We start from the raw sequence: 23,618 nt of genomic DNA, 5'->3' as shown, positions 1-23,618 counted from the left end.
TTGCTGGATGCGGCGGCCCGTTCAAGCGGAGCCCTGGCCCGTCGTCTGGCCGACAAGGGGTTCGACACGAACGTGATCAATCAGGTGATCGACCGGTTGACCAGACTGGGTCTTGTGAATGACCAGGCCTATGCCCAGGATCTTCTGCGTTCCTGCCTGCATCGAACACTGGGGGAGCGGGGCGTGCTCTCGGAGATGACCCGCAAGGGTCTGGATTCAGGACTGGCTGCGCAGGTGGTGGCCCAGGCCTCTCGTGAGGGACTCTTCGTCGACTCAGCCTATGAGCTCGGTCGCAAGGTGGCCCGCAAGACAGCCGGACTCGATCTCAAGGTACGCAAACGGCGATTCTGGAGTGCTGGATCCCGCAAGGGCCACAGCCCCGACCTCCTCAACCAGGTCGCAGCAGACCTTTTCGCTTCTGACGACCCTCTCGATTGAGCTGATTGCTGCCAAGGCACCACACAGTAGAAGAGTAGATGAGACCTCTCATATACCCCGGGTTCTGTCATCGACCGGATAGAAATCCGGACGACGGATGGCCATCCATCTCGACCTGACGTTGCCGCCAGGCTCTAGCGGCCTACCCGAAGGCGGGACGAGCAACCCCTGAATGCCTTCTGCTTGGCCTTGCTCCCGATGAGGCTTGCCATGCGGTCGGCGTTACCGTCGACCCGGTGGTCTCTTACACCGCCGTTTCACCCTTACCCGTCTTTACAGGACGAGCGGTCTGTTCTCTGTTGCGCTATCTCTCAGGTCGCCCTGGGCGGACGTTATCCGCCATCGTGCTCTATGGAGCCCGGAAGTTCCTCAACCCTTCCCAAGAGGAGGGGCCGCGGCCATCCGAGAGGTCTCGGGGATACAGCATAGCGGAACTGAACGACCGTACCAGTGGTGATGATTCCGCTGTGGCCTCAAGCTCAATCAGTGAGTCAGCCTTGCTCTTCGGATACAATCGGAAGCACAGTCGATGGTGACCAAGTCCGCCATCGCACCAGCGGTTCGTCCGCTCACGAGTGCAAGGAGATTCCCATGGAGATCGTCATTACCGGTCGACATACCCAAATCAAGCAGCGGTTCCGCGATGTTGTGGACAGCAAGATGAACAGGGTGACGGCCATCGCCCCCGATGCCCAGCGCATCCAGGTCGTTCTGACACATGAAGGCAATCCCCGCCAGGCTGACAGCGCCAAGAGGGTGGAGCTCACTGTCCAGGCCGGCAAGACCGTGATTCGCGCCGAGGCCTCCAGCGCCGACGAGTTCAGCGCGCTGGACATGGCTTTGGACAAACTGACCCAGCGTCTGCGGCGAGTCCGCGACCGCCGCAAGGACCACCGCCGTGGACTGGAGCATCCGCCCCTGCCCGTCGATCTGCCCGTGGATAATCAGGCAGGCGATCAGGGAGAGCAGGGCCAGGAGTCCAATCCCGACAACAGCGCCCAGAGCGCCGTGGCCTCGGACTTGGCGCCGGGCCAGTCGGTCGAAGTGCAGGTGGGGGACACCCCTATCGTCATTCGCCGCAAGCTGCACATCGCGGAGCCAATGAGTATCGACGAGGCCCTATATGAGATGGAGCTGATCGGCCACGACTTCTTCCTCTTTGTCAACAAGGAAACTAAGCGGCCATCGGTGGTCTACCGTCGGCACGGATGGAGCTATGGCGTCTTCGAGATCGATACGCCTGAGCATGTAGGCCGAAAGCAGTAACCGAAGAACGGATATTGAACTGTGGGGCGATTCCCCGGCGGCAGGTTGTCTGACCACCGGAGAATGGCCCTTCTTCAATGCCCGGTCCAGCTGCTAAGGCCGAAGCTGGGTTTGTGGAACAATCGGTTTCGAGAAAATCGGTGCATTCGCGTAAGATAATCAAGGTCTGGGCCTACGCCAGCTGAGGGCGTGTTAAGGCCATAAAGAAACGGTAGGGAGCGCAACGTGGTAGCAGTCTTGGACAAGGTCCTCCGTATGGGCGAGGGTCGTCAGATTCGCAAGCTTCAGGGGGTGGCCAAGGCGACGAACGCCTTCGAGGATCAGATCTCGGCCATGAGTGATGAGGAGCTCAAGGCGCAGACGCCTAAGTTCAAGCAGCGATTGGAGAACGGCGAATCCCTCGATTCCCTAATGCCCGAAGCCTTCGCCACGGTACGCGAGGTTTCCAAGCGCACCCTGGGCCAGCGGCATTTCGATGTCCAGCTGATGGGTGGAGCGGCCCTGCACTGGGGCAACATAGCCGAGATGAAGACCGGAGAAGGCAAGACCTTGGTGGCTACCTTGCCCAGTTATCTGAATGCCCTGGAGGGTAAGGGCGTGCATGTGGTTACGGTCAACGACTACCTGGCCTCCTACCAGAGCGAGCTTATGGGGCGCATCTTCCGCTTCCTGGGCATGAGCGTGGGCTGCATCATCACCGACCAGCGCCCCGCCGAGCGCCGCAAGCAATACCAAGCGGATATCACCTACGGCACCAACAACGAATTCGGCTTCGACTACCTGCGCGACAACATGGCCTGGGACAAGGACGAGCTGGTTCAGCGCGGACACCACTTCGCCATCGTGGACGAGGTGGACTCCATCCTGATCGACGAGGCACGAACTCCTTTGATTATTTCCGGCCCGGCCGAAGGCGACGTGACCCGATGGTATCGGCAGTTCGCCAAGCTGGTCCCCAAGCTCACCAGGGATGAGGACTACGAGGTCGACGAGAAGAAGAAAGTCGTCGGCATCCTGGATCCTGGCATCACCAAGGTGGAGGACTACCTGGGCATCGACAACCTCTACGAGCCCGCTAACACCGCTCTGATCGGGTACCTGAACAACGCCATCAAGGCCAAGGAGCTCTTCCTGCGCGACCGCGACTATGTCGTCCAGAACGGCGAAGTCCTGATCGTGGACGAGCACACCGGCCGTTTGCTCAAGGGACGTCGCTACAACGAGGGTCTCCACCAGGCCATCGAGGCCAAAGAGGGTGTGGAGGTCAAGGCCGAGAACCAGACCTTCGCCACCATCACCCTGCAGAACTACTTCCGTATGTACGACAAGCTGGCGGGCATGACCGGCACGGCAGAGACCGAGGCCGCCGAGTTCATGAATACCTACAAGCTGGGTGTGCTGCCCATTCCCACCAACAAGCCCATGATCCGCAAGGATCAGGACGATCTGATCTATCGCTCCAAGAAGGAGAAGCTGGCCGCCATCGTCCGCGATGTTGCCAAACGCCATGCAAAGGGCCAGCCGATTCTGCTGGGCACCGCATCCGTGGAGTCCTCCGAGGTGGTCTCCTCCCTGCTGGACGTGGCCGGCATCGACCATCAGGTCCTCAACGCCAAGCAGCATGCGCGTGAGGCTGCGGTTGTGGCAGTCGCAGGGCGCAAGGGGGCCGTGACCGTGGCCACCAACATGGCTGGACGCGGCACCGATATCATGTTGGGCGGCAATGTGGAGTTCCTTGCCGATCAGAAGCTCAAGGAGCAGGGCTACTCGCCAGACGACACACCAGAGGAGTACGAGAAGCGCTGGCCCAAGATGCTGGACTCCGTTAAGGAGCAGGTCAAGGACGAGCATGAGGAGGTCGTCAAGCTGGGCGGCCTCTATGTGCTGGGCACCGAGCGGCACGAGTCCCGCCGAATCGACAACCAGCTGCGCGGCCGTTCCGGCCGTCAAGGCGACCCCGGTGAGTCCAGGTTCTATCTGAGCTTGGAGGATGACCTGATGCGCCTGTTCAACACCCAGCTGGTGGCCCGAATGATGTCCTCCAAGAGTCTGCCCGAAGGTCAACCCATTGGCACCAAAAGTGTCTCCAAAGGTGTGCGCAATGCACAGAAGTCCGTTGAATCCCGCAACTACGAGATTCGCAAGAACGTGCTCAAGTACGACGACGTGATGAACAAGCAACGTCAGGTCATCTATGGCGAGCGTCAGGCCGTGCTCAAGGGTGAGGACATTCATGAGGACATCCTCCGCTTCATCCGAGAGACCGTGACCTCATATATCCGCGGGGCTCAGAACGGTTCGGACAAGCCAAAGGACTGGGATGCCGACGGGCTCTGGAAGGCGCTGGCCTCCGTGTATCCGATCAGTCTTGATCAGGATGAAACCATGGACTCCCTGGAGGATCTAAAGGGCGACAAGGCCGTTAAAGCCTTGGCCGACAAGGTCGTGGAGGATGCCAATTCCATCTACCAGGAGCGTGAGGATGAGCTGGGCGAGAAGGGCTCCAGGCAACTGGAGCGCCAGGTGGTTCTCTCCGTCCTGGACAGCAAGTGGCGTGAACATCTCTACGAAATGGACTACTTGAAGGACGGCATCGGCCTGCGCGGCATGGGTCAGCGTGACCCTCTGGTCGAGTACCAGCGTGAGGGCTACCAGATGTACAACTCCATGATCGATGCCATTAAGGAGCAGACTGTACAGCTGCTCTTCAACGTGGACCTCAAGCAGATCGCGGCCAGCCAGGAGAACGAGCGGCGGGCCCGCGAGGAGCGCAAGGAGAATGAGGAGAGTCAGTCCGAGCCGGTCAACTATCAGGCGCCTGAAGAGCCTGATGCCGAGGACGAGACCACTGACATCGACGAGACAGCCGAGGAGCGTGACGAAGGTGCTCCTGCTGGCAGCGTCCAGGAGGATTCGGAAGAGGATTCCGATAAAGACTCTTCCGAGGATATCGCTGAAGCGAGCGAGGCTGATGACGCTAGCGCTCCGGCTCCGGTTGGACCTGCGCCCATCAGTCATGCCGAGGGCAAAGTTCCTGCCAATAAGAGGCCTAAGGCCGTAGAAGATCACTCGCCCTGGGCCGATGGCCGTACCTTCCCAGGCACGCCTCGAAACGCTCCTTGCCCCTGCGGGTCTGGACGCAAGTACAAGATGTGCCATGGCCAGAACGAGAAGAAATGACACGTATGCATAATCTGCAGCGGACTGCCTAGGCAGGGTTGCTGATCTACTTGACGGCCATCGCTCATTAGGGCGGTGGCCGTTTCCATATATTGGATTAGGTGCTTCCATATATTGGTAGACAAGTGACCGAAATGTGGGATGGCCTTGTGTCAGGGAGGGCCAGGGCAGTAAACCTAGAGCAAACAGCGGGGCATCCAGCCCCGCTTCTTCGAAGGAAAAGAGTCATCATGCGGCCACTTAGCTGGAAATCCGTCCTGAACTCCTTGGTGTCCGGTCGACACCTGAGCGCGGATGAGGCCGAGTGGTGCATGAACGACCTGATGGACGGAAATGCCGACCCGGTGCAGGTGGGGGCCGCCCTGTCCATGCAGTCCACTCTGGGTCTGACCAGTCCGGAGGTCGAAGGGGCTGCCAAGGCCATGGTGGGTCATGCGGTGCCGCTGAAGGTCAGTGGCGACGTGACCGACATCGTCGGTACTGGCGGCGACGGGGCTGCAACAGTCAACCTGTCGACCATGGGCGCCATCGTGGCTGCGGCAGCAGGGGTCAGGATCGTCAAGCACGGCAACAGGGCCGCATCCAGCAAGAGCGGCACCGCCGACTGTCTGGAACAGCTGGGTCTTCCGCTGGATCTGCCGCCCAAGGAGGTGGCCGCCATGGCGGACCGCTACGGCATCACCTTCGTCTTTGCCAAGACCTTCCACCCTGCCATGCGCTTTGCAGGACCTGTCCGCTCGTCGCTGGGCATTCCGACCGTCTTCAACCTGCTGGGACCCTTGACCAACCCGGTTAACCCGCGCTATGTGGCCATTGGATGCGCCCAGCGTCAGCTGAGCCCCATGATGGCCCAGGTTTACGCCTCACGCGGTCAGGAGGGCATGGTCTACACCTCGGTCGAAGGCCTTGACGAGATGGCCCCGACCGGCCCGGTTTCCATTTGGGAGATCCACCAGGGCAAGGTGGAGGAGCGGTCCTTCGACCCGACTCGTGAGCTAGGTATTGATCCGGTCGATCTGGATGACCTACGCGGCGGCGATCCAGCTTTCAATGCCAGTGTCGTCAGGGACTTCCTGGCTGGAAAGTCGATTCCCTCCCGTTCAACAGCCCTGCTCAATGCAGCGTCGGCCATCGTAGCTGACGGCACACAGATCGAAGCTGATCCCGAAGCCGATCTGAGTGTCCGGTTTGCTCAGGCCTACCAACTGGCTACGGAGGTTGTGGACCAGGGCAGGGCCGCCGACCTGCTAGCCGCCTGGATTCACGGAGCCCAGGAGGCGCAGACCCGCTGCCAGCAAGAGGAACGGGCACGTCGCCCGATATTGGTGTAGGTTCACGGCTACCACAACTGTTTGGGCCTCGCTGGCTGATGCTTCTGCCAGCGAGGCCCGAACGTATTGGCGGTTTATATATGGCGGCTCACAGCTTCATCGCCGGTAGTGTCGTTCGTCATCATCGAAGAGGCCGCTTGAGGCATCGCGGAAGTTCTTCCGGTCAATGATCAATCCTGCGATGCCTATCAGCAGAAGCAAGCCCGCCAGCAGGCCGGTCAAGCCGGACCAGCGGGGGATCAGGATGGTCAGGAAGAAGCAGACCAGGCCCAGCACCGTCATGATGATGAAGGCCATCCGCCTTTTGCCAAGGTCGCTCAGGTCAGGGTTAGGCGGCACAAAGTTCGACGACTGGTCCATGACCTCGTCGGTGTCCAGCCAGCTCCTGCCTTGGAAATCGCGTGGCCCGGAGCCGCCGACGAAGGAATCGCGCTTCAAGTCCTCGGCCCTCAGCGCCGCCTTCTTCTCGGACTTCCGAGCTTTCTTTTCGAATTCCTTGGCCGTCTTGGACGATTCCAGGGAACCTAGTTCGTCAGCGTGCGAGTTCAGGAAGTCCATCCACTCATCGTTCCCCTGTGAGGACCCGGTTCCCGCCTCGCTGTTATACTGATTCCCGGCGTCGTTATGCTTGTGCTCGGTCATAGAACCATCGTAACCTCGGCCGCACGCATTCGCTACCAAGGAGTCTCTGTGCTGTACTGGTTCTTCGTCAAATTGCTCGGTCCGTTGGCGCGTACCTGGTTCAAACCGACCGTTGAAGGCACGGGGAACATTCCCAAGCAGGGGGCTGCCATCATCGCTTCCAATCATCTGGCCGTCATCGACGATGCCCTCCTACCCATCACCTGCCCGCGGATGATCCACTTCATGGGCAAGGCCGAGTACTTCAACGGCAAGGGAATAAAGGGCAAGTTCAAGAAGTGGTGGTTCAGCTCGGTCGGAGTCTTCCCCGTCGACAGGTCGGGCGGCTCCAAGTCACTGGGAGCCATGGAAACCGCACGTTCCATCCTTGAACACGGGCATATCTTCGGCATCCATCCAGAGGGTACGCGAAGCCCTGACGGCAGGCTCTACCGTGGGCACACCGGGGCGGCGCGGCTTGCCTTCGAGACTGGAACGACAGTAGTGCCCACTGCAATCATCGGTACTCGGCAGCTTCAGGAACCCGGCCATGTGCTTCCGCATCGTGGCAAGACCAAGGTCATCTTCGGCAAGCCCATTACTGTGCCCTACGTGCCTGTCAACAGCCTCACCCACGAGGAGATCCGCAACCTGACCGACAGGATCATGCAGGAGATCGAGGAGATGAGCGGGCAGCGCTACGTGGATGTGTATGCTCAGGTCATCAAGGCGCATGAGAGCAAAGAAGAACTGGGCTGACAACGGACTGCAGGGAATAGCGTAGTCAGACCACAGTCAGAGTCACGACGGCTGGTGAGCCGTCATCATTGACCACCTTGACTCGGGTGCCGGGGTTGGGATCCTGAATTCGCACCGTATGGGTCAGGTTGCCCAGCGGTGCGGAGATGTTGACTTTGAGTCCGTATCTCTGCAGGATCTGGGTGGCCTCGTCCTGGCTCTTGCCCTTCACATCGGGCATGGTGATGGACTGCGGCCCCTTGGAGATCACTACGTTGACCGCATCGCCCCAGTGAAGCTGTTCCTGGGCCTGGTGGGAGGCGGAAATCACCTGGTTGCGGGGTACCGTGTCTGACCAGTCCTCGCTGTAGTTGACCTTGAGCCGGAGGGCTTCCAGGGCCGCCTTGGCATCGTCCCTGGCCTTGCCGATGATGTCGGGCATGGCCACGGGCATCCGACCCTTGGATAGGACCAGGCTGACCTTGGCATCGTGCCGGGTTTTGGTCCCTGGGGCCGGGTCCACTGAAATCGCCGCTCCCTCGGGTATATCCATGGAGTACTGGTCCTTGGATGAGTCATGGACGATCTTGTCGAACCCAGCCGCTTTCAGGGCTTGGACGGGGTCCTTGCCGTTGGAGGTATCTGGCATCAGGATGTCCTTGGGCACTGTAGCCTGGCGAACCCCTTTGGAGACGGTCAGGTTGAGGCGACCGCCACGTTTGCTGATATGGGCCCCGACCGCATCGGGATCCGCAGCCATGATGGTCCCTTTGGGCACTTGATCGCTGAAGTCATAGTCGGTATAGACCTTAATGCCTGCGACCTTAAGCGTGCGGGTATACTTGGCGTAGTCGGCGCCAATAACCTTGCACTCCTGATTCTCGGAGCAGGAGATGTCATCCGGTTTGGGCAGTGCGTAATAACTGCCCGGACCCAGGTAATACCACCAGGCGCCTCCGCCGCCTCCAGCCAGGGCCAGTACCAGCAGAATCACCAGCACGATGATCAAGCCCCGATGCCGGTGCTTGGGTTTCGCTGCTTCAGCGCCTTGCTGCATGGTCTGGACAGAAGCCGGGACAGCCGCCACATCGGCGGGGGAAGTCGTCGGGTCCTGAGGCTGTAGAACGGTTGTAGTTTCGGCCTGGGAGGGAGTGTCCACGTCGTTGAGCCGATAGCGTCTGGTCGCTGCGTCCGCATCGGTTTCGGGCGGGGCGGGCACAGCCAGGACCGTGTCTGAACCCTCCGGGTCGGTTGCTGCAGCAATGGTATGTGTGGCTGCATCTTCGGCATCGTCACTGGGTGCCGTAGCTCTTTGAGTTAGCGATTCGGGCATCTCAGGGTCGTGTCCAGGGGTCCCGGCGATGGTGAGTTCGGGCTCTCTGCTTGCTGCGTCTGCTACGGCCGCTGTGGCTGTTGCAGGCAACATGTAGTCCATGGCTTGCCGGTCTAGTCCCCTGACCACCTTTCTCAGGCTCTCCAGGGCCTTGCCTGCGTTGTCTGGGCGATTTTCGGGGGAGCGGTCGGTCAGTCCGGAGACCAGGGCGGCTACGGATGGGTCGATTCCCGGGCAGACCCTGGCCAGGGAGGGGACATCCTCGTGGACGTGCTTGAAGACGATGGTTACCGGATTGTCACTGGCGAACGGGACCGTGCCGGTCAACATCTCGTAGGCGATGATGCCCACGGCGTAGAGGTCGCTCTGGGGGGAGGCATCATTGTTCTCAATGGTTTCGGGGGCCAGGTAGGCGGCCGTGCCCATGAGCATGCCTGTCGAGGACAGAGTGGCTTGAGCGGCGGCGCGGGCCAGGCCGAAGTCGGTGATCTCCACATGGCCGCGGTCGTTGATGAGGATGTTTTCCGGCTTGATGTCGCGATGGATGACGCCGGCTCGGTGGGCGGAGGCCAGGCCGTCCAGGATTTCGCCCACGATGCGCAGGGTCTCCTTCAGGGGATAGACGCCCTGACGGGTCATGTCCCTCCGCAGGCTTATTCCGTGGACATACTCCATGACCAGGTAGTCCAGACCTTGGTCGACGCCGGTATCGTAAACCTGGACAATGTGGGGGTTGGCGATGGCGGCCGCAGACCTGGCCTCCCGGCGGAAACGCTCCTCGAACTGGGCCCTGTGCGGCCCCTGGGCCAGCATGGTATGCATGATCTTGACCGCCACATGCCTGGACAGCCGCAGATCCAGAGCCTCGTAGACCGTGGCCATGCCACCTTGCGCAATCTCGCGCAGAATGCGGTAGCGCCCGTCTACGATCCGGTCGCCTGTCCTCTCGTCCGCTTCACTCATGCTCGTCTTGTCCGGCCCTCTGCACCTCGGAGGCCTGACCGGCCTCGGCATCAATGGAAGATACACGTTCATGATACCCGGCGGTGGTGGCAAGCGGCAGGAAGCGTCGGCAGGCCTTCAAGAAGATGGTTCGGCCCCTGGCAGACAGGTGCAGGTCATCGGCCAGGGCCTGGGCTCGGGCCTGGGCTCGGACGGACAGGTCGGCTATGCGTCGACGACTGGCCTCTACAGCACCGCAGGACTGCATCAGGTCACGGACCATATTCACCTGGGCATCCTTGCGGCGTTGGGAGGGGGAATCATAGAGACGGCGAACCTCCTTGGCCTGGTCAGGATTGGCCATGGCCAGAGTGTCTGCCAGGAGGACGGTCCGCTTGCCCTCGCGAATATCGCCTCCCACGGGTTTGCCGGTGTGGCGGTCGTCGCCTACCACATCCAGCAGATCGTCCGACAGTTGGAAGGCCAGTCCCAGATCCAGGCCTAGGGCGTGCACTGACACTTTATGCTCTTCCAGGTCCGTTCCGGCAGCTAGCAACCCCAGAGCCAGGGGGGCCATGGTGGTGTAGGAGGCGGTCTTCCATGCCATGGTGTGCATGGCCTGGCTGCGCAGACGTTCCGGATCGTCCAAGGAAGCCTCTTCCATCCCCATGTCCAGGACTTGTCCGGTGACCACAGCTGTCTGTATAGCTTGGAAGACCCTGCCGATGGCCGGCCCCTGAGGCAGGTCGGCAGCCGCCTGGAGGGCCAGGGCCGTGCTCAGCGATGCCAGCAGGTCGCCAAGGAGGATGCCCAAGCCAGTGCCGCGAGCATCAGGTCGGGCGGGGGCCCGGTCGTTTGGATTGTTTTCGGCAACCGACCGGCTCAGAGCCAGATGCGCGGCAGGGCGGCCCCGGCGACGGGGGGAGCCATCAATGATGTCGTCGTGGACCAGGGCGCTAGTCTGGTAGACCTCCAGGGCACAGGCAAGGTCCACTACCGCCTGTTCACGGTCTGGATTCTGCTCGGATTCCAGAGCCCTCCAGACGTCGCAGAGCAGCAGGGCACGCAGCCGTTTGCCGCCTCGGCCAGCCTCGATTGCCTGGAGAATAACCGCCTGCAAAGCCTCCTGGGAGGGGTCCTGATCTAGGGGATGGTCCGGTCCGGGCCTCGGAGCAGTCAGGTGGTCGCAATGGCGATGGAGTAGTTCCTCCATACGCTGTTCGACCCGTGCTGCTGTCACGCTCTTCATGCCTTAGAGCCTATCTGCATATCTGCCCAGCGGGTGGGCTGCACGGCCCATGGCTGCAAGGAACATGGTGGATGGATGACCCCACTTGACCACATGATCGGCTGTGGCCTTCCCAACGGTTCCAACTGGTTCAGGATGGTGCCAAGGCTCCCCGGACCACAGACCGGGAGCGGATGGGAGGCGATGACTGTATGAGTGACATGCACGAAGACGGCATGACAAAACTTGTTGAGAACTACCGAGAGGGCCGACGACGATGGGGTGTGGAAGATGCTGACAGGCGATGGCTCCGGCAACCCTTGACGGACTGGACTGCCGGCTTGAAAGGGCAGCAGCCGTACCCGCCTTTGGACTCCGATACAGCTGACCGTCTGGCTGTGGCCATCAAGGAGACCCTAGCCATACGCGACGGGCTTATTCTGTCCATCCTGGCGCCTGAGCCTGGTCTGCACAGGGATCGGTTGCTGGACCTGTGTGTTCGTCCCAACGATCCATCCAACGTGACGGCGCTCTGCAGCATTCTGGATGCGGTCTTCAAGGATCCTGCGACACGGCCGGACCAACCCCGTTGTCAGGCTGGACTGGCCATGCTTGAGGCCATGGCGGATAAGGTTCCGCCGGGGTTCCGGTCCCAGCCCCTGGCGGTCGCGGCCTATGTCGACTGGTGGAGTGGGGGATCCCGGGCGTCCGGTCTTGCTGAGGGAGCCCTGGACGACGACCGCTCATGCAGCTTGGCCGCCATCGTTCTAGCACTGATCGGCCGCAGTATCGACCCAGCTTGGAGGCAATCGGGCTGAATCGGGAATAATCGTCCCCCTGGGGTGGTTCACTTAGTGAGTCTACGATTTGACCTTGCCATAGCTGTGCCTTAAAAGCAGTGTCGGCGGGTGGGATGATCCAGGAGGAGAATTTGGCCACGAAGGACACCAAGTCAGCCAAGACAGCCACAGTGGATACCGGAAAGGGCCGGACCAGTTCAACCGCCGGCAAGACCAAGACCGCCACCAGGTCCAAGACCAGCAGCAAGGCGTCCCGCAAGACCACAGCCCGCAAGACCGCCACTGCCGGCACTTCGGCTACCAAGACGAACCACCGCTCGGCCTCCAAGACCACGAAGAAGGTCGAAGAGGAGCCTGTCCTGCAGCAGGAGGAGCAAGAGCCCGACGAGGACCTGCTAGAGGACCAGGAGGACGACCAGCTGGACAAGGGCGAGGATCAGCTGGAGGACGAGCCCGACGAGGACGATCAGGAGGAGGATGAGGCCTCCCAGGTCGAGGATGAGGCCGAGGAGGACCGCAAGGCCGCTCATGCCCTCGCTGCCAAGGTCAAGGGTGCCTTCGTTGTCGACGATTCTGATGACGACGAGAATGTCACCCCCTCAGGCAACCCCAAGCGTCGTGTGGTCACCGCTGGCGCCACTGCCGATCCTGTCAAGGACTACCTCAAGCAGATTGGCCGAGTCAGCCTGCTGAACGCCGAGCAGGAGGTGGACCTTTCGGAGCGTATCGAGGCCGGCCTCTATGCCCAGCATCTGCTGGACACCGAGGGCGAGGGCATGGACTTCAAGCGCCGCCGCGAGCTCAAGTGGGCTGCCAATGACGGGAAGAAGGCCAAGGATCATCTGCTGGAGGCCAATCTGCGACTGGTGGTCTCCCTGGCCAAGCGTTACACCGGCAGGGGCATGCTCTTCCTGGACCTGATCCAGGAAGGCAACCTGGGTCTGATCCGCGCTGTGGAGAAGTTCGACTATACCAAGGGCTACAAGTTCTCCACATACGCCACCTGGTGGATCCGCCAGGCCATCACCCGTGCTATGGCCGACCAGGCCCGAACCATCCGCGTGCCCGTCCACATGGTCGAAGTCATCAACAAGCTTTCCCGCGTTCAGCGTCAGATGTTGCAGGACCTGGGCCGCGAGCCCACCCCCGACGAGCTGGCGCGGGAGCTGGACATGCCTGTCGAGAAGGTTCAGGAAGTCCAGAAGTATGGGCGTGAGCCCATCTCCCTGCACACCCCTCTGGGTGAGGACGGCGACTCGGAGTTCGGTGATCTGATCGAGGACACCGATGCCATTGCCCCATCGGATGCTGTGGCCTTCTCTCTGCTGCAGGAACAGTTCCAGCAGGTTCTTGAGACCCTGAGCCCCCGCGAGGCCGGCGTCATTAAAATGCGCTATGGCCTGGAGGATGGGCAGCCAAAGACCCTGGACGACATCGGCCGTGTCTACGGGGTCACCCGTGAGCGCATTCGCCAGATCGAGTCCAAGACCATGTCCAAGCTGCGGCATCCTTCGCGTTCGCAGACCCTGCGGGACTTCCTGGATCAGTGACCTCTACGCCCGACCGGGAGGATCTGACACTGTCGAGGCCTCCTTGCTAGAAATGGTCATCGGTGCGTAAGCGACCGCCCATGTGAGGAGCTATATCCTCCTGGGCGCCATGAGGTGAACGGCGAGGTAAATGGTGGCGAAAAAGCCTGATAAGGGAAAGTCCTATGGTGCCGGCAGTCTGACGGTCCTGGATGGCTTGGATGCAGTGCGCAAGCGTCCAGGCATGTACATCGGGACCACGGACAGCCAGGGGCTCATGCATTGCCTTTGGGAGATCATCGACAATGCCGTGGATGAGGCCCTGGCTGGCCAGTGCGACCACATCAAGGTCATCCTGCACCGGGACGGCTCTATCGAGGTTGACGACAACGGCCGAGGCATCCCTGTCGATATTGAACCTCGGACAGGGCTGACCGGCGTGGAGGTGGTCCTGACCAAGCTCCACGCCGGCGCCAAGTTCGGTAACTCTTCATACACGGCTGTGGGCGGCCTGCACGGAGTGGGCTCTTCGGTGGTCAACGCCCTGAGCTCCCGACTGGACGTGGAGGTGGACAGGGATGGCAAGACCCATCGGATGCGGTTCCACCAGGGTCATCCTGGCACCTATCAGGACCCAGATTCGGAGCATCCATCGCCTGACTCGCCCTTTAAACGCACCAGGAAGAACCGGCCTACGCCCCTGGAGGTAGTGGGTAGCGTGCCCAAGTCCCGTACCGGCACCAGGGTGCGTTACTGGGCTGACCCAGAAATCTTCAACCCCACGGCCCGGTTCAGCTACGCCCAGCTGATTGACCGGGTGCGTCAGACCAGCTTCCTGGTGCCCGGCCTCAAGATCACCGTGATTGACGACCGCATTCCGGCCACAGGAAGCGCCGAACAGGACCTGCGCCTGGAGGTTGACGGCGACCCCGCTCCGGTCCAGGACGATCAGGACATTCATGAGAACCTTCGTGAATCGCCTGACAGCGGCGATATCTCTGAAAAAGGTGCCGGAGACGAACGTGCCGAGGACACGCAGGCAGATGCTGCACTAACCTCGGTCGGACATTCAGATGGCTCTGATTCCGACGGATCGGATCATGAGAGAGATGACGCCAATCTTTCGGCCACTGAGCGGGCTGACCGGCTCATGCTGCAGCCGGAGGACGAGTCCGGCCATCAGCGAGTGGAGGAGTTCCTTCACACCGGTGGAGTGACGGACTTTGTTGACTTCCTGTCCAAGGGTGAGCCGGTCAGCGACATCTGGCGGATCAGTGGACAGGACACCTACCAGGAGGAGACCCAGCGAGTGGGTTCGGACGGCGAGCTGCATGCCGAGCAGGTGGAACGTGTCTGCGGGGTGGATATCGCCCTGCGCTGGGTCAATGACTACGATTCAGTCGTCCGTAGCTTCGTCAATGTGGTGGAGACACCCGGCGGAGGCATGCACGTGGACGGGTTCATGAACGCCGTGACCCGTCAGGTGCGCAAGGCCGTGGAGGCCAATGCCCGCCGCCTCAAGGTCAACCTCAAGGACTCTCACACTAAGGTGGAGCGCGACGATGTCTTGGCTGGGCTGGTGGCCGTGGTCACGGTACGCATCGCCGAGCCGCAGTTCCAGGGCCAGACCAAGGATGTGTTGGGTACAGCCCAGGTCAAACCCATCGTCACCCGAATGACCGACGATCAGTTCGGCCAAATGATCAGTGGCTCCAAGCGCGGCTTCAAGGAGCAGTCCGGCCAAGTACTGGAGAAGATCGTCGGCGAGATGCACGCCCGCGTCCAGGCACGCAAGACCAAGGAGGTCACCAGGCGCAAGAACGCCCTGGAGTCAGCTTCCATGCCCTCCAAGCTCTCGGATTCCATGCCTGGCAACGACGACATCGCTGAGCTGTTCATCGTCGAGGGCGACTCCGCCCTGGGTACGGCCAAGGCCGCCCGAAACTCCATGTTCCAGGCCCTGCTGCCCATCCGCGGCAAAATCCTCAACGTGCAGAAGGCCTCCCTGTCCCAGATGCTGACCAACAAGGAGTGCGCCTCCATTATCCAGGTGGTCGGTGCTGGCTCGGGAGCCAGCTTCGACATCGACCAGGCCCGCTACAACAAGGTCATCATGATGACCGACGCCGATGTTGACGGCGCACACATCCGCATCCTGTTGCTGACCCTCTTCTACCGTTACATGCGGCCCCTGATCGAGAACGGGCGGGTCTATGCAGCCGTGCCGCCCCTGCATCGAATCGCTCTTGCAGGCAAGAACAAGGGGAAGTTCATCTACACCTATTCGGACGATGAGCTGGAAGGCAAGCTGGCCGACCTACAGGCCAAGCACATCGACTACAATCCCGATGTGCAGCGCTACAAGGGTCTGGGTGAGATGGACGCCGACCAGCTGGCTGACACCACCATGGACCCCAGGACCCGCATGCTGCGCCGTATCCGCATGGAGGATGCCGCTCAGGCGGCCGGCATCTTCCCCCTGCTCATGGGCGACGACGTACCGCCCCGCAAGCAGTTCATCGTGGACAATGCCGACGACTTCGACCGGAGCAAGATCGATACCTGATTGACCTTCAGGAATGTCCAAAAGGACGGGGAGAGGAACGTGACACATATGAACGATCCCTTGGGTAATTTCTCCCCGCAGACGGCGGACTGGTTCCGTCAGGCCTTTCCCGAAGGTCCCACGCCGACCCAGGTACAAGCCTGGCCGGCCATCCGTTCGGGCGGCAATGCGCTGATCATTTCGCCCACCGGTTCAGGCAAAACTCTGGCTGCCTTTCTTTGGGCCATTGACGAGCTCGTGACCAGGCCTCGGCGCTCTCGGGAACCAGGTGTCGCTGTGCTCTACGTCTCGCCCATGAAGGCCCTGGGGACGGACGTGGCCCGCAACCTGCAGAATCCGCTGGACGGCATTGCCGAGCGCTTCGCCAGACAGGGACGAAAAGTGCCCAAGGTCCGGACGGGCATCCGCACTGGGGACACCGATGCCCGCGGCCGTAGGGCTCTGGCTGCTCATCCTCCGGATATTCTTGTCACCACCCCCGAATCGCTCTATCTGATGCTGACCTCAAAGACGGCCAACACACTGAAGAACGTCCAGACCGTTATTGTGGACGAAATCCACGTTTTGGCAGGCAACAAGCGCGGGGCTCATCTGGCGCTGAGCTTGGAGCGGCTGGACGACCTGGTCGGACGGCCAGTGCAGCGGATAGGTCTGTCGGCTACGGTCCGGCCGCCCGAGCAAGTGGCCCGTTTTCTGGGAGGCAGCCGTCCCGTCAGCCTGATTCAGCCCAAGTCGTCCACAGCCATGGACCTGCGGCTTATCGAACCCCTGAAGGACATGGGCGATCTGGCTGCGCCGCCCGGCCAATCGGGCCAGGATGGTCAGGATGGCGACCAAAGAAGCGGATCCATCTGGCCTGCCGTCGAACGGGCCATTCTGGACCAGGTCCTGTCCCACCACACCACCCTGGTCTTCGTCAACTCACGGGGCCTCGCCGAGCGCCTGACCGCCCGGTTGAACGACCTGCACCAGTCAGATCTGCAGGCCTTGAATCACGACCAGCCAGGTTTATCCCATGAAAAAGTCGAGTCCACCGGCAGGGCTGGGCAGGCCAGGGAGCCCGCCCACTACGATTCGGCCACCGGGTCCACTTCCGATAGGACTTCCGGCCTGAGTGTCGACCAACCCATTGCCATGGCCCACCATGGTTCGGTGTCCAAGGAGCGCCGCCGCCAGGTTGAGGACGACCTCAAGGCCGGCAGGCTGCGGTGCGTAGTAGCCACCTCCAGCCTGGAGCTGGGCATCGATATGGGCTCGGTCGATCTGGTCATCCAGGTCAATGCCCCGCTGTCGACCGCCTCGGGGCTGCAGAGGGTGGGCCGGGCCGACCACCAGGTGGGACGGGTGTCGCAAGCCAGGCTTTTCCCCCTGACTCGTGAGCAGATCCTGGAGTGCACGGCCAGCATGGAAAGTATGGTCCAAGGTGATATAGAACCCACCATCATGCCCAGCAGTCCTTTGGATGTTCTGGCTCAGCAGACGGTGGCCGCAGCTGCCATGGGGCCACTCAAGGAGCAGGACTGGCTTGCCACAGTCAGACGGGCTGCACCCTTCGCCCACTTGGACCAGCAAGTCTATCGGGCGGTGCTGGGCATGCTCAGTGGCGCCTACACCTCACAGGACTTCACCGCCTTCCGCCCCATCCTGGTCTGGGATCACCAGGCTGGCACATTGACAGCCCGCCCCGGCGCGCAACGCCTGGCGGTTACGTCCGGAGGCACCATTCCCGACCGTGGCTCCTACAGTGTGGTCATGCCTTCAGAGGCCGCCGGCGGCAAACCCCGTCGAGTAGGAGAGCTGGACGAGGAGATGGTCTATGAGTCCCGAAAGGGAGACGTGATCACCCTGGGTACCACCTCTTGGAGGATCCAGCAGATCACCCGCGATCGTGTGGTGGTGGTACCCGCTCCGGGACGCTCAGCCAGACTGCCCTTCTGGCATGGTGAAGGCACTGGACGTGACCCTGCCTTCGGCCGTCGCCTGGGCAAGCTTGCCAGGGAACTGTCCCAGGGTCTGATACCGGCGGTCCAGACCGCCTCCGGTCGGCCGGGCTTCACTCAAGCTGTCTGCTCTCGTCTGTTGGAGGACGGCTTGGACTATCCTGCTATCAACAATTTGGCCGCCTTACTGGCCGAGCAGCAGGCCTCTACGGGCCAGGTGCCCGACGACCGGCATCTGGTGGTCGAGCGTTGCCCCAACGAGGAGGGCGACCTGAGGCTGGTCCTCCATTCGCCATACGGACGCAGGGTCAACGAGCCCTGGGCTTTGGCCATCACCGCACGGCTCTCCCGCGAGCGCGGCTACGACGGATCCGTCTGGGCAGGCGAGGACGGCATTGTCGTGCAGATTCCAGACACGGATGCCTTCCTGGAAGATCAGCGAATATTCGGATTCACCCCCGATCAGGTGGAACGCGAGGTTCGACGGCATCTGGTTGGCTCTGCGCTCTTCCAAGCCCGCTTCCGCCAGTGCGCAGCCCGCTCGCTCTACATGCCCAGGATGGAGCCCGGCCGCAGGGTTCCGCTCTGGCAGCAGCGTCTACGGGCCTCCCGTCTGCTAAATGCAGCCCTGAAGGAGGATGACTTCCCCCTGGTTCTGGAGACCATGCGCGAGTGCCTGCAGGACGTCTACGACATGCCTGCCCTGCGCGAGCTGATGGCCGACCTGGAGCAGGGGAGCGTCCGTCTGGTCCCGGCCTCTACCAAGACCCCCTCGCCCATGGCCTCAGGGCTGCTCTTCGGCTACCTGGGTACCTTCATGTACCAGTACGACATGCCCAAGGCCGAGCGCGATGCCGCTATGCTGGCCATCGACTCCGACCTGCTGGAGCAGATGGTCGGCCAGGTGGACATGGCCGACCTTCTGGACCAGGAGACAGTAGACCAGGTGACCGCTGATTTGCAGCGGCTCTCGCCCAGGACCCGGGCCAAGGGGGTCGAAGGATTGGCCGACCTGCTGCGCATCCTGGGCCCCATGGATTTGGCGGGGATTCGTCGGCGCATGCACGGGCAGGAGGACGAACCGGCAACGGAGGCACAGGTTCGTGTCATTTTGGAAGAGCTGAAGGCCCAGCACAGGGTGGTACAGATCAGGCTAGGCGCTCGCGACTGCTGGGTATGGGCTGGTCAGGCGGGGCGGCTTACGGCGGTCCTGGGCCCAGGCATCCAGCCATTCGTCCAGTCAACAAAGGAATCAGACAGCGAGGCCTTCGACCAGCTGGTCAGGCAATACGCTGCAGTCCATGGGCCGTTCACCACCGCGGACCTGGCCGGCCACCTGGGCCTGGGCAGTGCCCTCTTGGAGGACAGACTGCGTTCCTTGGTCGCACGCGAGCTACTCATGACCGGGGTCTTCCCCCGTCCTGACCTGAGTGCCTATGGTGAGCCCGGATGGGAGGGAGGCGAACCCCGTCGAGGATGGCTGGATCCCGAGGTCTTCCGTCGGTTGCGCTCGAGGTCCCTGGCCAAGGCGAGCAAGGCCGCCAGCCCCGTTCCCGGCCATGTCTACAGCGACTTTCTTCTTCATCGGCAGGGTCTGGCACTCCTCGGTCAGGAACCCCTGATAGGCACTGAGGGGCTACTGGAGGTAGTCGGGCAGCTGGAAGGGCTGGCTCTTCCGCCTGCGCTCTGGGAATCGGCCATCTTCCCGGCCAGGGTGCGTGATTACGGTCCCGCATTGATGGACGATCTGCTGGCCTCGGGCAAGGTGGTCTGGGTGGGTTCCGAACAGGGCGAGGGGCCTCTGGGCGCCATGACCTTTTATCTGGCCGAGGACCTAGATAAGGAGCTTCCAGCACATGCTGCCGGTTCTCTACCAGTCACGGATGAGGCCGACAAGTCGAGCAACTCGGGCAACGCGGGCGATCTGGAAGAGACCTTGCTGAATGTTCTGGCTGATGGCGGAGCCTACCGCTTCGATCGGCTTCTGCGAGCCTGCGCCGATCGGGGCAGAAGTGACATTGATTCCACTGATTCTGAGACCCCCGACCAGGAGGCTCTGGCCCGGTCGCTCTGGTGGCTGGTCAGGCGTGGAATGGTCACCAACGCCTCTTTGGCTCCAGTACGGCGCCTTGTCCGAGGGTCAGGCCCACAGACCTCAGGTAGGACCCGCCGTTTGCCCCATGGATTGCGTGGACGCGGCAGGCCCTTGGGTCGTTCGGCCTTGACGCGGACAGCCGGCTCATCAGCGCTGTCAGCGGCTACGGAGGGGTTCTGGACTCTGGTTGCGGATGAGCGCGGAGCAGCGGGAGGTGCGTCAGGGACTCACAAGGATGATTCAAGCGATGAGCTTAGAGGTAGTAGCCAGGACGCTGACCGGCAGCGGACCGTCCGCCTGGTCCACGAGGAGCAAGCCATCCTGGACCGTTATGGGCTCCTGGCTCCGGTACTGTCTGAAGTGCGGTCCCTCCCTGGCGGATTCTCGGCCCTCTATCAGGTCTGCAGACGTATGGAGGAGGCCGGCCAGCTGACGCGCGGAGTCATCGTTGACGGTTTCGGCGGCGCCCAGTTCGCCCCCCGGGAGGTGATTGACCAGCTCAGAGGCTTCCAAGAGGATGAGCGCGCTAACGATGATTCCGAGCAGCGGCCCCCCGAACCCGTGGTCATGGACGTGACCGATCCAGCCAACCTCTATGGCACGGCCCTTGCCTGGCCAACCACATCGGGGGATGGCAGCGGTCGGCCCATTCGGCGCATGGGGAACCTCATGGTGCAGAATCGAGGCCGTGCCCTGGTCTATGCGGCGCCCAAGGGTCATCATCTACTGGTCTTCGGCAAGCCGGACCGTGGATTGCTGGAGGCCGCCTTCGCCCAGCTGGCCTCATGGCTGAGGCGGGGCGGGCAGGGACGCATTCTCTTCAGTGATGCCAATGGCCGACCCCTGACTATGCGCGAACCGGTGGGCATGGCCATGTCCGTTGCCGGATTCACGGCCGGGCCGGGTGGCATGGCCCTCTACTGAGCCTTTGCTGAGCGTCCTCATGCCACGAAGGCGATAGGTGCTGCCAGTTCCTGGCCGGAGGCATCCCGTCGCATGTCCACGTCGGGCAGTTCGACCGGCGATCCGGCAGCAGTGCTGGCGTGCAGGGGCCAGGAGCCCACCCGGGCCAGCAGCAGGGTGTCCTGACCTTTGAGGAAGCGCTGGGAGCGCACGCCGCCCGTGCCACGGCCCTTGACCGGATACATTTCCAGCGGCGTCAGCTTGGCCGATCCGTTCTCGGTGCCTGGCAGGGCCTCGGAGTCGCCGGCCACGGTCAGGACCACGGCCCCGGCCTGGGTGCTCATGCCATCCTCGCCGGTCTCCTGGTAGGTCCAGCCGATCTCCCCTGCCGGTACGACCGCGAAGGTGGCGACCTGGCAGCCCTGGGCCAGACGTATGCCCGCCATGCCTGTTGCATTGCGGCCCTGGGGTCGGACTTTGTCCCCGGTGAAGGTCAGCAGGCTGGCATCCGAGGAGATAAGAACCATGCGGTCCCCGTCCTGGCAGGGGGCTGCGAAGATCACCTGGTCGTCATCCTTGAGGTCGATGACCGACCAGGAGTCCATGGTGGTCGGCGACTCGCGGTTCCAGCGCTTGACCTTGCCCAGGCGTGTGCCCAGTGCCAGAGGCCGGGAGTCGGTCATGTTGATGACGGTGACGGCGTGCTCGTCGGCCTGGGGTTCGGTGCTGGCCGTTCCGCTCAGGAGCTCGTCGGCCACGATGCCTCCGCTCAGGTTGGGGTTGGCGGTGGCCGGGATCAGCGGTAGGTCGGCCACAGGAGTGGTGATCAGCCGTCCAGCTGTGGTGACCAGGCCGTATCTGGCCAGGGTGGTGGTGGCGAATATGGCGATGATCTGGTCGTCATGCCCACGGTCCTGGTTGCGTGGCCGGGACCGCCATGCATCCAGGGCGCCTGGAGTGCTGCGTGCCAGCAGTCCGGTGGCGCTCATCATGACCGTGCAGGGCTTGTCCTCCATGTGCAGATCGCCACCATCTTCGCTGCGGCTGGTTCCTCCGTTGACCGCCAGTGCAACCTTTCGGCCAGCACTGGCCTTACTGGTGGTCTGTTGAGCGGTCTGCTGATCACTGGCTGCCGACTGCACAGGGGCCAGATCTCCGGATGGCTCCTGGTCCAGGATGACCGTGCGCCTGGGTGTGCCCCACTGGGCCACCGCCTGATCCATCTCCTGGATGACCACCCGGTCCAGCTCGGCCGAGGAGTCCAGAATCCGCTCCAGTTCCTCCAGCTGCTTCTTGAGGTCGTCGCGCTCGCCCTCCAGCTCGATCCTGCTCATCTTGGTCAGCCGCCGCAGCCGCAGGTCGAGAATATACTGGGCCTGGGTCTGATCCAGGTCGAAGACCGCCATCAGCTTGGTCTTAGCCGCATCCGCGTCGTCCGAACTGCGGATGACCTGGATGACCTCGTCGATGTCGACCAAGGCCAGCAGGAGCCCTTCAACCAGGTGCAGACGCTCCAGGGCCTTCTTGCGGCGGAACTCGCTGCGACGGTGGATGACCGTCCGCCGGTGCTCCACCCAGACCTCCAGCAGCTCCTTGAGCCCCATGGTTCTGGGTCGTCCATGGACCAAGGCCACGTTGTTGATGGTGAAAGAGTCCTCCAGGGGCGTGTACTTGAAGAGCTTGCCTAGGACCTTGCCTGGGTCGAATCCCGTCTTGATTTCGATGACCAGGCGGGTCCCGTTGTGCCGGTCGGTCAGATCGATGGCGCTGGAGATGCCCTCCAGCTTGTGGTTGCGCACCCCCTCGGAGATGCGCTCCAGAACCCGCTCAGGGCCCACCATGAAGGGCAGCTCAGTGACCACGATGGCCTTCTTTCGGGCGGTCACGTTTTCCAAGTGGGTGACGGACCTGGTCACAAAGGCCCCCCGGCCGTGCTCGTAGGCCTTGCGGATGCCGTCCCGCCCTACGATGATCCCGCCTCCGGGCAAATCCGGACCGGGTACATAGCGCATGAGTTCATCCAGCCCTGCGTCCGGGTGGGCCATCAGATACTTGGCGGCGGCCACCACCTCGCCCAGGTTGTGGGTGATCATATTGGTGGCCATGCCCACGGCGATGCCTGAGGCTCCGTTGACCAGCAGGTTGGGGATGGCCGAGGGCAGGACCTGTGGCTCCTTGAGTTTGTTGTCGTAGTTGGGGGAGAAGTCCACCGTGTCCTGGTCGATGTCGGCGTTCATGCCCAGAGCCGCCGGGGCCAGCCTGGCCTCGGTGTAACGGGAGGCCGCCGGTCCGTCGTCCAAGGATCCGAAGTTGCCGTGGCCGTCGACCAGAGGTAGGCGCATGGCGAAGGGCTGTGCCAGGCGGACCATGGCCTCGTATATGGAGGAGTCGCCATGGGGATGCAACTTGCCCATGACCTCGCCCACGGCCCTGGCAGACTTCATGTATGGGCGGTCCGGGTTGAGGTTCATCTGGCCCATCTGGTAGATGATCCGTCGCTGGACCGGCTTGAGTCCGTCACGGGCATCGGGCAGGGCCCTAGCGTAGATGACCGAGTAGGCGTATTCCAGGAAGGACTTGCTCATCTCCTCGTTCAGGGGGGTTTCGACGATGTGCTCCTTGACCTGCCGGGGGTCGTACCCCGCCGCCTTGCTCCTGCGATGAGTTGCCATGCTCCAGCTCCTGCTCCTTCACGTTCCGCCTTATGA

At 62.2% G+C, this 23,618-nt stretch carries 13 protein-coding genes and 1 other RNA gene; 9 read left to right on the top strand and 5 right to left on the bottom strand.

Annotated elements, in window-relative coordinates:
- Window positions 1-438 (top strand): regulatory protein RecX, encoded by a 438-nt coding sequence (locus H3T93_RS03265; protein ID WP_046322778.1) that lies wholly within the window; start codon window positions 1-3, stop codon window positions 436-438.
- A gap of 36 nt (window positions 439-474) precedes the next feature.
- Here the strand turns inward: H3T93_RS03265 and rnpB are convergent.
- Window positions 475-852, bottom strand: an RNA gene (rnpB, locus tag H3T93_RS03260) — RNase P RNA component class A.
- Between the two features lie 177 nt (window positions 853-1,029).
- Between rnpB and hpf the strand changes: the two genes are divergently transcribed.
- From hpf to trpD, 3 genes are all read left to right on the top strand, one after another.
- Window positions 1,030-1,704 (top strand): ribosome hibernation-promoting factor, HPF/YfiA family, encoded by a 675-nt coding sequence (gene hpf, locus H3T93_RS03255; protein ID WP_110425114.1) that lies wholly within the window; start codon window positions 1,030-1,032, stop codon window positions 1,702-1,704.
- Window positions 1,705-1,929: 225 nt separating this feature from the next.
- Window positions 1,930-4,884, top strand: a complete 2,955-nt coding sequence (secA, locus tag H3T93_RS03250; protein ID WP_144176899.1) for a preprotein translocase subunit SecA — start codon at window positions 1,930-1,932, stop codon at window positions 4,882-4,884.
- Between the two features lie 230 nt (window positions 4,885-5,114).
- Window positions 5,115-6,215, top strand: a complete 1,101-nt coding sequence (gene trpD / locus H3T93_RS03245) for an anthranilate phosphoribosyltransferase (RefSeq protein ID WP_110425116.1) — start codon at window positions 5,115-5,117, stop codon at window positions 6,213-6,215.
- 96 nt (window positions 6,216-6,311) lie between these two features.
- Here the strand turns inward: trpD and H3T93_RS03240 are convergent, their stop codons facing one another.
- Window positions 6,312-6,857, bottom strand: coding sequence for a hypothetical protein (locus tag H3T93_RS03240; RefSeq protein ID WP_121913353.1), 546 nt, complete (start codon window positions 6,855-6,857; stop codon window positions 6,312-6,314).
- Between the two features lie 48 nt (window positions 6,858-6,905).
- Between H3T93_RS03240 and H3T93_RS03235 the strand changes: the two genes are divergently transcribed.
- On the top strand, window positions 6,906-7,595 hold the full coding sequence (locus H3T93_RS03235) for a lysophospholipid acyltransferase family protein (protein WP_046322784.1): 690 nt from the start codon (window positions 6,906-6,908) through the stop codon (window positions 7,593-7,595).
- A 25-nt stretch (window positions 7,596-7,620) separates the two neighbouring features.
- On the opposite strand, the gene H3T93_RS03230 is transcribed toward H3T93_RS03235, so the two are convergent.
- Both H3T93_RS03230 and H3T93_RS03225 read right to left on the bottom strand, forming a co-directional pair.
- On the bottom strand, window positions 7,621-9,870 hold the full coding sequence (locus tag H3T93_RS03230; protein WP_144176901.1) for a protein kinase domain-containing protein: 2,250 nt from the start codon (window positions 9,868-9,870) through the stop codon (window positions 7,621-7,623).
- The gene (locus H3T93_RS03225) at window positions 9,863-11,089 is read right to left on the bottom strand and encodes a polyprenyl synthetase family protein (RefSeq protein WP_186363873.1); all 1,227 of its coding nucleotides are present in this window, start codon (window positions 11,087-11,089) and stop codon (window positions 9,863-9,865) included. Before H3T93_RS03225 ends, H3T93_RS03230 begins: the two co-directional genes overlap by 8 nt.
- Before the next feature lie 200 nt (window positions 11,090-11,289).
- Between H3T93_RS03225 and H3T93_RS03220 the strand changes: the two genes are divergently transcribed.
- The 4 genes from H3T93_RS03220 to H3T93_RS03205 all read left to right on the top strand — a co-directional run bounded on the left by H3T93_RS03220 (window position 11,290) and on the right by H3T93_RS03205 (window position 20,931).
- Entirely contained in the window at window positions 11,290-11,895 is a 606-nt protein-coding gene (locus H3T93_RS03220; protein WP_186363874.1) for a DUF4192 family protein, read from the top strand.
- 113 nt (window positions 11,896-12,008) lie between these two features.
- Window positions 12,009-13,427 carry an RNA polymerase sigma factor gene (locus tag H3T93_RS03215; RefSeq protein WP_232348602.1) on the top strand — a complete coding sequence of 473 codons (1,419 nt, stop codon included), beginning with the start codon at window positions 12,009-12,011 and terminating at the stop codon, window positions 13,425-13,427.
- 130 nt (window positions 13,428-13,557) lie between these two features.
- Window positions 13,558-15,972, top strand: a complete 2,415-nt coding sequence (locus H3T93_RS03210) for a DNA gyrase/topoisomerase IV subunit B (RefSeq protein ID WP_144176908.1) — start codon at window positions 13,558-13,560, stop codon at window positions 15,970-15,972.
- Window positions 15,973-16,020: 48 nt separating this feature from the next.
- The gene (locus H3T93_RS03205; RefSeq protein ID WP_144176910.1) at window positions 16,021-20,931 is read left to right on the top strand and encodes an ATP-dependent helicase; all 4,911 of its coding nucleotides are present in this window, start codon (window positions 16,021-16,023) and stop codon (window positions 20,929-20,931) included.
- Window positions 20,932-20,948: 17 nt separating this feature from the next.
- On the opposite strand, the gene H3T93_RS03200 is transcribed toward H3T93_RS03205, so the two are convergent.
- Window positions 20,949-23,582 (bottom strand): DNA gyrase/topoisomerase IV subunit A, encoded by a 2,634-nt coding sequence (locus tag H3T93_RS03200; protein ID WP_144176912.1) that lies wholly within the window; start codon window positions 23,580-23,582, stop codon window positions 20,949-20,951.
- Window positions 23,583-23,618 lie beyond the last annotated feature (36 nt).

Source organism: Bifidobacterium sp. M0404 (genome assembly GCF_016101415.1).
GTDB lineage: Bacteria > Actinomycetota > Actinomycetes > Actinomycetales > Bifidobacteriaceae > Bombiscardovia > Bombiscardovia polysaccharolytica.
This window is presented reverse-complemented; position numbering and strand designations above follow the sequence as displayed.

What these genes read in the sequence shown, in the direction of transcription:
- H3T93_RS03220 (WP_186363874.1), top strand. Translation starts at nt 11,290, where the DNA reads ATGAGTGACATGCACGAAGACGGCATGACAAAACTTGTTGAGAACTAC.
- H3T93_RS03205 (WP_144176910.1), top strand. Translation starts at nt 16,021, where the DNA reads ATGAACGATCCCTTGGGTAATTTCTCCCCGCAGACGGCGGACTGGTTC.
- H3T93_RS03200 (WP_144176912.1), bottom strand. Translation starts at nt 23,582, where the DNA reads ATGGCAACTCATCGCAGGAGCAAGGCGGCGGGGTACGACCCCCGGCAG.
- trpD (WP_110425116.1), top strand. Translation starts at nt 5,115, where the DNA reads ATGCGGCCACTTAGCTGGAAATCCGTCCTGAACTCCTTGGTGTCCGGT.
- H3T93_RS03230 (WP_144176901.1), bottom strand. Translation starts at nt 9,870, where the DNA reads ATGAGTGAAGCGGACGAGAGGACAGGCGACCGGATCGTAGACGGGCGC.
- hpf (WP_110425114.1), top strand. Translation starts at nt 1,030, where the DNA reads ATGGAGATCGTCATTACCGGTCGACATACCCAAATCAAGCAGCGGTTC.
- H3T93_RS03240 (WP_121913353.1), bottom strand. Translation starts at nt 6,857, where the DNA reads ATGACCGAGCACAAGCATAACGACGCCGGGAATCAGTATAACAGCGAG.
- H3T93_RS03210 (WP_144176908.1), top strand. Translation starts at nt 13,558, where the DNA reads ATGGTGGCGAAAAAGCCTGATAAGGGAAAGTCCTATGGTGCCGGCAGT.